Source organism: Pseudomonas emilianonis, assembly GCF_023072625.1.
In the GTDB taxonomy this organism is placed as follows: domain Bacteria; phylum Pseudomonadota; class Gammaproteobacteria; order Pseudomonadales; family Pseudomonadaceae; genus Aquipseudomonas; species Aquipseudomonas paraveronii.
In genome coordinates this window covers 1-10,984 of the sequence record NZ_JAKNRV010000167.1, presented here as the reverse complement: position 1 = coordinate 10,984, position 10,984 = coordinate 1, and the positions used below count along the sequence as shown (strand labels likewise).

The following is a 10,984-nucleotide window of genomic DNA, read 5'->3' as shown; positions in this document are numbered from 1 at the left end:
GTTTTTCGACACGCCGGCTTTTTCCAACTGCTTTGGCCACAGGTGGCGTTTGGCGATGGCGACTTTCTCTTCGGTGATATAGCCCGACAGGCGAATCACTTCCATGCGGTCCAGCAAGGGGCCGGGGTCTTTTCGGCAGGCGCTGCAGCGGGCGCCGCTTCGACAACCGGGGTGGCCGGGGCAGGTGGCGGTTCGAGCGGCTCAGCCGGCTTGGCGCCGACCATGTCGAATAGCAGGGGAATCTGCACGTCGCCATTGACGGTTTCCGTCAGCAGCGGCGGTTGGAGGTTGTCATCACCCAGTAACTGACGGATCGACTCCAGGTCGTCCAACAGGTGGTCGTCTTTTTTTATCGTATTCGGGGTGTCCATCATGCACTCAAAGTCGTTGTAGCCGGTGATCCTGCAAAGGATAGCCCTGTTCGCGATAGAAACGGAAACTCTCCCGCGCGGCCTGACGAATAGCCGGATCTTCCACCACCACTTCGGCCACACGGGCGAACGCCTTGGCAAAGGCCGGGACTTTCAGGTCGAGGTTGACCAGCAGGTCATGGTGATCGCCGCAGCTGTCGCCCACACCCAGGACCACCTGGCCTTCGGGTTCAGCTTCTGCGGGGCCGTGGGGCACGAAACTTTCGCCCTTGAAGCGCCACAGGCGGGCGTCGAGCTCGTCGCGCTGGGCGGCATCGCTGCAATGCAGGTAGATGCGGTGGCCCATGCGCCAGGCTTTTTCGGTGAGTTTGCAGGCAAAGTCCAGGCGCGCGAGCGGGTCGGCGCTGGGCAATATATAGAAGTCGACTTGGGTCATTGCGGTTCCTGGAGCCCGAGGCGGCTGTAGCGCCGCCCCGGGGTCACGGTTTTCAGGCCTTGGCGCGATCCAGCAGGTACTGGGTCAGCAGTGGCACCGGACGGCCGGTGGCACCCTTGTCCTTGCCGCCGCTGGTCCAGGCGGTGCCGGCGATGTCCAGGTGTGCCCAGTTGAAGTTCTTGGCGAAGCGCGACAGGAAGCAGGCCGCAGTGATGGTGCCGGCTTTCGGGCCGCCGATGTTGGCGATGTCGGCGAACGGGCTGTCCAGTTGTTCCTGGTACTCGTCGAACAGCGGCAGTTGCCAGGCGCGGTCGTCGGCGGCCTTGCCGGCGCTGAGCAGTTGCTCGATCAGTTCGTCGTTGTTGCCCAGCAGGCCCGAAGTGTGGGAACCGAGGGCGACGATGCAGGCGCCGGTCAGGGTGGCGATGTCGATCACTGCCTGTGGCTTGAAGCGTTCGGCGTAGGTCAGGGCATCGCACAGCACCAGGCGGCCTTCGGCGTCGGTGTTGAGGATCTCGACGGTCTGGCCACTGAGGGTGGTGACGATATCGCCCGGACGGGCCGCGCCGCCGCTCGGCATGTTCTCGGCGCAGGCCAGGATGCACACCAGGTTGATCGGCAGCTTGAGCTCCAGTACCGCACGCAGGGTGCCGAACACGCTGGCGGCACCGCCCATGTCGTACTTCATCTCATCCATGCCGGCACCTGGCTTGAGGCTGATGCCGCCGGTGTCGAAGGTGATGCCTTTACCAACTAGCGCGTAAGGCTTCTCGGCCTTCTTGCCGCCGTTGTATTGCATCACGATCAGGCGTGGCGGCTGATCGCTGCCCTGGCCGACCGCGTAGAACGAGCCCATGCCCAGTTCCTTGATCTTCTTCTCATCCAGGACTTCGACTTTCAGGCTCTTGAATTCCTTGCCCAGCGCCTTGGCCTGCTCGCCCAGGTAGGTCGGGTGGCAAATGTTCGGCGGCATGTTGCCGAGGTCACGGGTGAACGACATGCCGGCGGCGATAGCCTGGGCGTGGGTCACAGCGCGTTCGACTTCAGCCTGGGCGGCCTTGATGGTCAGCAGGGTGACTTTCTTCAGGGCGCGCGGTTCGGCTTTCTGGCTCTTGAACTCGTCGAAGACGTAGCCGCCGTCGAGCAGGCTTTCGGCCAGCAGGCGGGTCTTGCCGTAGCTGTCGCGGCCTTTGACCACGATTTCATCGAGTGCCAGCGCTGCATCGCTGCCGCCCAGGCCCTTGAGGGTGGTGAGAATGCCGCTGATGATCTTGCGGAACGGGCGGTCGCCGAGTTCGGCGTCCTTGCCCACGCCCACCAGCAACACACGCTCGGCCTTGAGGTTGGGCAGGCTTTGCAGCAGCAGGCTCTGGCCGACTTTGCCGGCCAGGTCGCCGCGCTTGAGGACCGCGCTGATGGCGCCGCCGCTCAGTTCGTCGAGTTGTTGGGCGGCAACGCCGAGCTTGCGGCCTTCGCCGACAGCGACCACGAGGGTGGCGGTTTTCAACGTTTCGGGGCTAACGCTTTTTACAACCAATTCCATGTTCGGGTCCCTTATAAAGGTCTGTGAGCCTGGAGTCTGTGTGCTCCGGCTTTAAAGCCTGGCAGCCGTGTAAACCGCCAGCGACAAAGCCCGCAGTTTGAACCTCGCTGGCGGAGCCTGACAACCCTTGCCGCACGCTTTGTGTACGCGCATGAGTAAGCTCCGTGACAGGCGCGGTCAATCACAGGATAATGCGCCATCTTTTTAGCCGGCCTGTTTAAACGGGCCGACTCGTTATGCTTGCTTGTTTGGCCGCCTTAGCCTGACAACCCTGGAGTGTCTGGTTTGATCGTCTTCCGTTATCTGTCCCGCGAAGTCCTGTTGACCCTGAGTGCCGTGAGCGCGGTATTGCTGGTCATCATCATGAGTGGTCGTTTCGTCAAATACCTGGCCCAGGCTGCTTCCGGTGCCCTGGACCCCGGCTCACTGTTCCTCATCATGGGCTTTCGTCTGCCGGGCTTTTTGCAACTGATCCTGCCGTTGGGCCTGTTCCTCGGGATTCTGCTGGCCTATGGCCGGTTGTACCTTGAAAGCGAAATGACCGTGCTCTCGGCCACCGGCATGAGCCAGCAACGCCTGCTGGGCATGACCATGATCCCGGCCGCCGGCGTGGCGCTGATCGTCGCCTGGCTGAGCCTGAGCCTGGCCCCCCAGGGCGCCATGCAGTTCGAACTGGTGCTGAACAAACAGGACGCCATGACCGAGTTCGACACCCTCGAACCGGGCCGCTTCCAGGCACTCAGTGACGGTACGCGGGTGACCTACACCGAAACTCTCACTGACGACCGCGCCAACCTCGGCGGGGTGTTCATCTCCGAGAAACGCCTGGGGCAGGACAAGAAAGACCGTGGCATCTCCGTCCTGGTCGCCGATTCCGGGCGCCAGGAAGTGCGCCCCGACGGCAGCCGCTACCTGATCCTGGAAAACGGCTATCGTTATGACGGCAGTCCCGGCCAGGCCGATTACCGCGCCATCAAGTACGACACCTATGGCGTGATGCTCGCCCGCCCGGACATCAGCAACGAGGTCACCGACCGCGATGCGATCCCGACCCAGGCGCTGTTGGGCAGCACGGAGTTGCGCTCCATCGCCGAGCTGCAATGGCGTATTTCCCTGCCGTTGCTGGTGTTCATCGTGACCCTGATGGCCGTGCCGTTGTCCCGCGTCAACCCGCGCCAGGGCCGCTTCCTCAAGCTGCTGCCGGCGATCCTGCTGTACATGGCCTACCTGACCATCCTGATCTCCGCCCGTGGCTCCCTGGAAAAGGGCAAGCTGTCACCGACGCTGGGCCTGTGGTGGGTACACGGGATCTTCCTGATGATCGGCCTCGGGCTGCTCTATTGGGAACCTATACGTCTGAAAATGAAGAGCCGTCTTGGCCAGAAGGAGTTGGCTCGTGGCTAAGCTCGATCGCTACATTGGTAGCAGCGTACTGATCGCCATCCTGGCGGTGTTGGGCATCATTCTCGGGTTGGCGTCGTTGTTCGCCTTTATCGATGAAGTGGGTAACGTCACCGACACGTATACCGTGTGGGACGTGCTGAGCTACGTGGCATTGACCGCGCCGCGTCGTCTCTACGACATGATGCCGATGGCTGCGCTGATCGGCTGCCTGATCGGCCTCGGCAGCCTGGCCAGCAACAGCGAACTGACCATCATGCGCGCCGCCGGTGTTTCCATCGGCCGTATCGTCTGGGCGGTGATGAAGCCCATGTTGCTGCTGATGATGTGCAGCGTGCTGATCGGTGAATACGTCGCACCGCCGGCCGAATCCACCGCCCAGGCCAATCGCGCCCTGGCCCAGGGCTCGGGCGATGCCCAGAGCGCCAGGCATGGCTTGTGGCACCGCCAGGGTGACGAGTTCATCCACATCAACGCCGTGCAGCCGGGCGGCCTGTTGGTGGGGGTCACTCGCTACACGTTCGACAAAGAACGCCACATGTTGTCCTCCAGTTTCGCCAAGCGCGCCCAATACAGCGCCGAGCAATGGCAACTGACCGACGTCACCACCACCTACTTCCGCAATGTCGGCCAGGGCACCAAGGCCAGCACCGAAGTGATCAATGTGCCGACCGAGCAATGGGACATCGCCCTGAAGCCGGAACTGCTCAATACGGTAGTGATGATCCCGGAAAGCCTGCCGATCTCCGGGCTGTGGAGCTATATCCACTACCTCAAGGATCAAGGCTTGAGCAACGGTCGCTACTGGCTGGCGTTCTGGGTCAAGGTGCTGCAACCGGTGGTCACCGCCGCGCTGGTGCTGATGGCGATCTCGTTTATCTTCGGCCCGTTGCGCTCCGTAACCCTCGGTCAGCGGGTCTTTACCGGCGTGCTGGTGGGCTTTGCCTTCCGTATTGCCCAGGATTTGCTGGGCCCGTCGAGCCTGGTGTTCGGCTTCTCGCCGTTGTTTGCGGTGCTGGTGCCGACCGCTATATGCGCCCTGGCCGGGTTCTGGCTGTTGCGCCGCGCCGGGTGATCGTGCGCTTATGAACAAAAAATGCCCCGTTCGAGAGATCGGGGCATTTTTGTTCTGGTCAGCAAAGATGACGCCTGGCCCGAGCATCAGGTACAATTCCCGGCTATTTTTCAGCGGGCAGTCTGCCTGCAGCCTTTTTGAGTGTTGATCCGTGAGTGATTTGAGTCATATCCGCAATTTCTCCATCATCGCCCACATTGACCATGGCAAGTCGACGCTGGCCGATCGATTCATCCAGATGTGCGGCGGCCTTGCCGAGCGTGAAATGGAAGCCCAGGTGCTGGACTCCATGGACCTCGAGCGCGAGCGCGGGATCACCATCAAGGCCCACAGCGTTACCCTGTACTACACCGCCAAAGACGGTATCAAGTACCAGCTGAACTTCATTGACACCCCCGGCCACGTCGACTTCACCTATGAGGTCAGCCGTTCCCTGGCGGCCTGTGAAGGCGCGCTGCTGGTGGTGGACGCGGGGCAGGGTGTTGAAGCCCAGTCCGTGGCCAACTGCTACACCGCCATCGAGCAAGGCCTGGAAGTCATGCCGGTGCTGAACAAGATCGACCTGCCGCAGGCCGATCCGGACCGAGTGAAGGAAGAAATCGAAAAAATCATCGGCATTGACGCCACCGACGCCGTCGAGTGCAGCGCCAAGACCGGCCAGGGCGTCGACGAAGTGCTCGAACGCCTGGTGAAAACCATTCCCGCCCCAACCGGCAACTACGAAGATCCGCTGCAAGCGTTGATCATCGACTCCTGGTTCGACAACTACCTGGGGGTTGTCTCCCTGGTACGCGTGCGCCACGGCCGTGTGAAGAAGGGCGACAAGATCCTGGTCAAATCCACCGGCAAGATCCACCTGGTGGACAGCGTCGGTGTGTTCAACCCGAAACACACCGCCACCGTTGATCTGAAAGCCGGTGAAGTCGGCTTCATCATCGCCGGCATCAAGGACATTCACGGTGCGCCGGTGGGTGACACCCTGACCTTGAGTTCCACCCCTGACGTCGACGTGCTGCCGGGCTTCAAACGCATCCAGCCGCAGGTGTACGCCGGCCTGTTCCCGGTCAGCTCCGACGACTTCGAAGACTTCCGCGAAGCCCTGCAAAAGCTGACCCTCAACGACTCGTCGTTGCAGTACACCCCGGAAAGCTCCGACGCCCTGGGCTTCGGCTTCCGTTGCGGGTTCCTCGGCATGCTGCACATGGAGATCATCCAGGAGCGCCTTGAGCGCGAATACGACCTGGACCTGATCACCACCGCGCCAACCGTTATTTTTGAGTTGTTACTCAAAACCGGTGAAACGATTTACGTCGACAACCCCTCCAAGCTCCCAGACCTGTCTTCCATCGAAGACATGCGCGAGCCGATCGTGCGCGCCAATATTCTTGTGCCGCAGGAGCACCTGGGCAACGTCATTACCCTATGTATCGAGAAGCGTGGCATACAGCACGACATGCTGTTCCTCGGGACCCAGGTGCAAGTGACCTACGATTTGCCGATGAACGAAGTGGTCCTGGACTTCTTCGACCGTCTCAAATCGACCAGTCGCGGCTATGCTTCGCTGGATTACCACTTCGATCGTTACCAGTCGGCTAATCTGGTGAAGCTGGATGTGCTGATCAACGGCGACAAGGTCGATGCCCTGGCACTGATCGTGCACAAGGACAACGCGCACTACAAAGGTCGACAGTTGACCGAGAAGATGAAAGAACTGATTCCGCGCCAGATGTTCGACGTCGCGATCCAGGCCGCCATTGGCGGGCAGATCATTGCGCGGACTTCCGTCAAGGCACTCAGAAAGAACGTACTGGCCAAATGCTACGGTGGCGACGTCAGCCGTAAGCGCAAGCTGCTTGAGAAGCAAAAGGCCGGTAAAAAACGCATGAAGCAAGTGGGCAACGTGGAAATTCCACAAGAAGCCTTCCTTGCGGTGCTCAGGTTGGATAGTTAGGTCCTATGTCGCTAAATTTCCCGCTGTTGCTGGTCATCGCCGTTGCCGTTTGCGGACTCCTGGCGTTGCTCGATCTGGTGTTCTTCGCCCCGCGTCGGCGGGCGGCTATCGCGTCCTATCAGGGCAGCGTCAGCCAGCCCGATGTCGTGGTGATCGAGAAGCTGAACAAAGAGCCTTTGCTGGTTGAATACGGCAAATCGTTCTTCCCGGTGCTGTTCATCGTGCTGGTGCTGCGTTCGTTCCTGGTGGAGCCGTTCCAGATTCCGTCGGGGTCGATGAAGCCGACCCTGGACGTGGGCGACTTCATCCTGGTGAACAAGTTTTCCTACGGGATTCGCTTGCCGGTGATCGACAAAAAAGTCATCGAGATCGGCGACCCGCAGCGCGGCGATGTGATGGTGTTTCGCTACCCGAGCGATCCGAACGTCAACTACATCAAACGTGTGGTCGGCCTGCCGGGTGACGTGATTCGCTACACCAGCGACAAGCGCCTGTTCATCAACGGTGAGTTGGTGGCCGAGAAGCTACTGGGTGCCGAACCGAACACCCTGGGCAGCGCCGAGCTGTATCAGGAAAAACTCGGTGCGGTGGAGCACGAAATCCGCAAGGAAATGAGTCGCTACCGCGCAATGCCTGATGGCGAATGGAAAGTGCCGGCCGGGCACTATTTCATGATGGGCGACAACCGCGACAACTCCAACGACAGCCGCTATTGGGATGATCCAACCATTCCCAAGGACCTGCTGGGCATGGTTCCCGACCAGAATATCGTCGGCAAGGCCTTCGCGGTCTGGATGAGCTGGCCGGAACCCAAACTCAGCCACCTGCCGAACTTCTCGCGGGTCGGGCTGATCAAGTAATACAGACGGCGCTGTGATCACAGCGCCGAATGCTTTTTTGGGGCTTGGACAATCTCCAGCCTCATGCAGCGCCAACCAGGATTTGAATTTGAACACTGCGTCAATCGTCGATGGCCGCCGGTGCCACCAAACAGATATGGGTAAACCGTGAGCGTTTCTCTAAGTCGTCTCGAGCACCTGCTCGGCTACACCTTCAAAGACCAGGAACTGATGGTCCTTGCTCTCACACACCGCAGTTTTGCAGGGCGTAACAACGAACGCCTGGAATTCCTCGGTGATGCCATCCTCAATTTCGTCGCCGGTGAAGCCCTGTTCGAGCGCTTCCCGCAAGCCCGTGAAGGCCAGCTGTCGCGTTTGCGTGCGCGGTTGGTGAAGGGCGAGACCCTGGCCGTGCTGGCCCGTGGCTTTGGCCTGGGCGAGTACCTGCGCCTGGGCTCCGGTGAGTTGAAGAGCGGCGGTTTCCGTCGTGAGTCGATCCTGGCCGACGCGCTTGAAGCGCTGATCGGCGCCATCTATCTGGATGCGGGCATGGAAGCGGCCAAGGCGCGCGTCACCGCCTGGCTGACGTCCGAGATCGAAAGCCTGACCCTGGTCGACACCAACAAAGATCCCAAGACCCGCCTGCAGGAATTCCTGCAGTCCCGCGGGTGCGAACTGCCACGCTACGAAGTGGTGGATATCCAGGGTGAGCCACATTGCCGCGTATTTTTCGTGGAATGTGAAATCACCTTATTGAATGAAAAAAGCCGAGGTCAGGGTGTGAGCCGTCGTATTGCCGAACAGGTAGCGGCCGCTGCAGCACTGATTGCCCTGGGCGTGGAGAATGGCCATGACTGATTCAACCGCAACACGCTGTGGCTATGTTGCCATCGTCGGCCGTCCCAACGTGGGCAAGTCCACGCTGCTCAACCACATCCTCGGCCAGAAGCTCGCGATCACCTCGCGCAAGCCGCAGACTACCCGCCACAACATGCTGGGCATCAAGACCGAAGGCACCGTGCAAGCGGTCTACGTCGACACCCCGGGCATGCACAAAGGCGGCGAGAAAGCCCTGAACCGCTACATGAACAAGACCGCCTCGGCTGCGTTGAAAGACGTCGACGTGGTGATCTTCGTGGTCGACCGCACCAAGTGGACCGACGAAGACCAGATGGTTCTCGAGCGCGTGCAGTACGTCACCGGCCCGTTGATCGTCGCGCTGAACAAGACCGACCGCATCGAAGACAAAGCCGAGCTGATGCCGCACCTGAGCTGGCTGCAGGAACAACTGCCGAATGCCCAGATCATGCCGATCTCGGCCCAGCACGGGCACAACCTCGAAGCCCTGGAGCGCGTGATTGCCGGCTACCTGCCGGAGAACGAGCACTTCTTCCCGGAAGACCAGATCACCGACCGCAGCAGCCGTTTCCTCGCCGCCGAATTGGTGCGTGAGAAAATCATGCGCCAGATGGGCGCCGAGCTGCCGTACCAGATCACCGTCGAAATCGAAGAGTTCAAGCAACAGGGCAAGACCCTGCATATCCATGCGCTGATTCTCGTCGAACGTGACGGCCAGAAAAAAATCATCATTGGCGACAAGGGCGAACGCATCAAGCGCATCGGCACTGAAGCGCGCAAGGACATGGAATTGCTGTTCGATTCCAAGATCATGCTGAACCTGTGGGTGAAGGTGAAGGGTGGCTGGTCCGATGATGAGCGCGCATTGCGCTCCCTGGGTTACGGCGACCTGTAAGGACTCGAATCCACCGCAGGGCTATAAATGTGGGAGGGGGCTTGCCCCCGATAGCAGAGTGTCAGTCACTAAATATTTTGACTGAGCCACCGCCATCGGGGGCAAGCCCCCTCCCACATTAGGTTGGTGTTGTTTTCACTAGTGCATTCCAGCAACGAGAACCCATGTCCTCAACCCCGCCTCCCAGCCAACCCGCCTATGTGCTGCACAGCCGCGCCTACCGCGAGACCAGCGCGTTGGTGGACTTCCTCACGCCCCAGGGGCGCCTGCGCGCGGTGTTGCGCCGCAGCCACCCGGCCGCCGTGTCAACGCAACTGGAACTGGGCGACCTGTGCTTCAGCCCGGTGCGCGGCGTGGTCAGCATCGACAATCAGGAATTCACCCTCACCGTTTCCGAAAGCCGCCTGCTCGAGGCCTTGCTGCGCCAGCCCGGCGAACCCCTGGATAAACAGGAACTGGCGCAGATCGCCCTCGGCCGCAAGCTGACCCTCTATGATCGCAGCCTCGACATGCACGTCAGCAACCTGCGCAAAAAGATCGGCCCGCACCCGGATGGCCGGCCACGGATCGTGGCGTTGCGCAGCCGCGGCTACTACTACAGCCTATAAGGCAGTTACAAGCTGCAAGCCTCAAGCTGAAAGCAAACGCTCTTCACTTGCTGCTTGTAGCTAAAAGCTTGCAACGGCCGCCCCCCCCCTTACCAAACCTTTACCCTCCCCTGACCGCCGCTGACCTTGATCTCCGTAATCTACTCACATCCGGACTCACCGGAATAGAGACAGGAGAATCACCATGCGCAAGACCCTAATCGCCCTGATGTTCGCCGCAGCCCTGCCCACCGTGGCCATGGCAGCAATGCCTGAAGGCCCAGGCCCGATGGGCGGCCCTGAAGGCCACATGATGGGTGGCCCAGGCTTTGACGGTGAACACGGTCCGCGTGGCAAAGGTGGCCCGTTCAGCCAGCTGGATTTGAGCAAGGAACAACGCCAGCAGATCGGCAAGCTGATGGGCGACCAATGGCACGCTCGCAAAGACCTGGTCAAAAAGTACCTGGACAAACTCCCGGCCGCTGACCAGAAAGCCATGCAGGATGAAATCGCCGCCGGCAGGCAGAAAACCCAGGCCGACATCCGTGCCGTGCTCAAGCCTGACCAGCAGAAGAAATTCGACGAGATCGTCAAGAAGCAAGAACAACGCCGCGCCGAGTGGAAGGAATTCCAGGCATGGAAAGCGCAGCAGCCGCAAAAAGCGCAATAATGTTCTAGCTTCACTGCCCCAGCCCAGCGGTTCGCGCCGCTGGGCTTTTCCTGTTTGAGGGTTTCCTGTGCGTTCATTGTTCTGGCGTATCCTGGCCAGTTTCTGGCTGGCCATCGCCTTGGTTGCCGGGCTGTCGATCCTGCTTGGGCATATGCTCAACCAGGACGCCTGGATTCTCAGCCGCCATCCCGGCCTCAATAACCTGGCCCAAGAGTGGACCCAACTCTACGAAGCCCAGGGCGAGGACGCCGCGCAGGACTTGCTGCAACAGCGCAAGCGCCAGTACCACATTGACGTGCAAGTACTCAACGAAAGCGGCGAGCCCGTGGTGCGCGGCACCTTCCCGCGCCGCGCCGCC

General features: G+C 60.7%; 10 protein-coding genes and 3 pseudogenes. 9 read left to right on the top strand and 4 right to left on the bottom strand.

Annotated features, from left to right (window positions below):
* From L9Z73_RS17175 to L9Z73_RS17160, 4 genes and pseudogenes are all read right to left on the bottom strand, one after another.
* Positions 1-129 (bottom strand): annotated as a pseudogene (locus L9Z73_RS17175) (hypothetical protein); the annotation flags it as partial.
* Positions 123-371: pseudogene (locus tag L9Z73_RS17170) on the bottom strand (DNA polymerase III subunit chi); the annotation flags it as partial. The pseudogenes L9Z73_RS17170 and L9Z73_RS17175, both read right to left, overlap by 7 nt.
* 7 nt (positions 372-378) lie before the next feature.
* Positions 379-807 (bottom strand): DNA polymerase III subunit chi, encoded by a 429-nt coding sequence (locus L9Z73_RS17165; RefSeq protein ID WP_247403241.1) that lies wholly within the window; start codon positions 805-807, stop codon positions 379-381.
* A gap of 52 nt (positions 808-859) precedes the next feature.
* On the bottom strand, positions 860-2,350 hold the full coding sequence (locus L9Z73_RS17160; RefSeq protein WP_247403239.1) for a leucyl aminopeptidase: 1,491 nt from the start codon (positions 2,348-2,350) through the stop codon (positions 860-862).
* 285 nt (positions 2,351-2,635) lie between these two features.
* On the opposite strand from L9Z73_RS17160, the gene lptF reads away from it, so the two are divergent.
* From lptF to L9Z73_RS17110, 9 genes and pseudogenes are all read left to right on the top strand, one after another.
* Entirely contained in the window at positions 2,636-3,754 is a 1,119-nt protein-coding gene (lptF, locus tag L9Z73_RS17155; protein ID WP_193040447.1) for an LPS export ABC transporter permease LptF, read from the top strand.
* Complete coding sequence (gene lptG / locus L9Z73_RS17150) at positions 3,747-4,826, top strand: LPS export ABC transporter permease LptG (RefSeq protein ID WP_247403236.1); 1,080 nt, start codon at positions 3,747-3,749, stop codon at positions 4,824-4,826. Before lptF ends, lptG begins: the two co-directional genes overlap by 8 nt.
* 151 nt (positions 4,827-4,977) lie before the next feature.
* Positions 4,978-6,777 (top strand): translation elongation factor 4, encoded by a 1,800-nt coding sequence (gene lepA, locus L9Z73_RS17145; protein WP_247403232.1) that lies wholly within the window; start codon positions 4,978-4,980, stop codon positions 6,775-6,777.
* A 5-nt stretch (positions 6,778-6,782) separates the two neighbouring features.
* Entirely contained in the window at positions 6,783-7,637 is an 855-nt protein-coding gene (gene lepB, locus L9Z73_RS17140) for a signal peptidase I (protein WP_247403229.1), read from the top strand.
* A gap of 147 nt (positions 7,638-7,784) precedes the next feature.
* Positions 7,785-8,474 carry a ribonuclease III gene (gene rnc, locus L9Z73_RS17135; RefSeq protein WP_046384585.1) on the top strand — a complete coding sequence of 230 codons (690 nt, stop codon included), beginning with the start codon at positions 7,785-7,787 and terminating at the stop codon, positions 8,472-8,474.
* Positions 8,467-9,369: a GTPase Era gene (gene era, locus L9Z73_RS17130; RefSeq protein WP_247403227.1), complete on the top strand. Its 903-nt coding sequence runs from the start codon at positions 8,467-8,469 to the stop codon at positions 9,367-9,369. Before rnc ends, era begins: the two co-directional genes overlap by 8 nt.
* A 164-nt stretch (positions 9,370-9,533) precedes the next feature.
* Positions 9,534-9,977: a recombination protein O N-terminal domain-containing protein gene (locus tag L9Z73_RS17120; protein ID WP_282598663.1), complete on the top strand. Its 444-nt coding sequence runs from the start codon at positions 9,534-9,536 to the stop codon at positions 9,975-9,977.
* 184 nt (positions 9,978-10,161) lie between these two features.
* Positions 10,162-10,626 carry a Spy/CpxP family protein refolding chaperone gene (locus tag L9Z73_RS17115; protein ID WP_247403224.1) on the top strand — a complete coding sequence of 155 codons (465 nt, stop codon included), beginning with the start codon at positions 10,162-10,164 and terminating at the stop codon, positions 10,624-10,626.
* 67 nt (positions 10,627-10,693) lie between these two features.
* Positions 10,694-10,984, top strand: a pseudogene (locus tag L9Z73_RS17110) (two-component sensor histidine kinase); the annotation flags it as partial.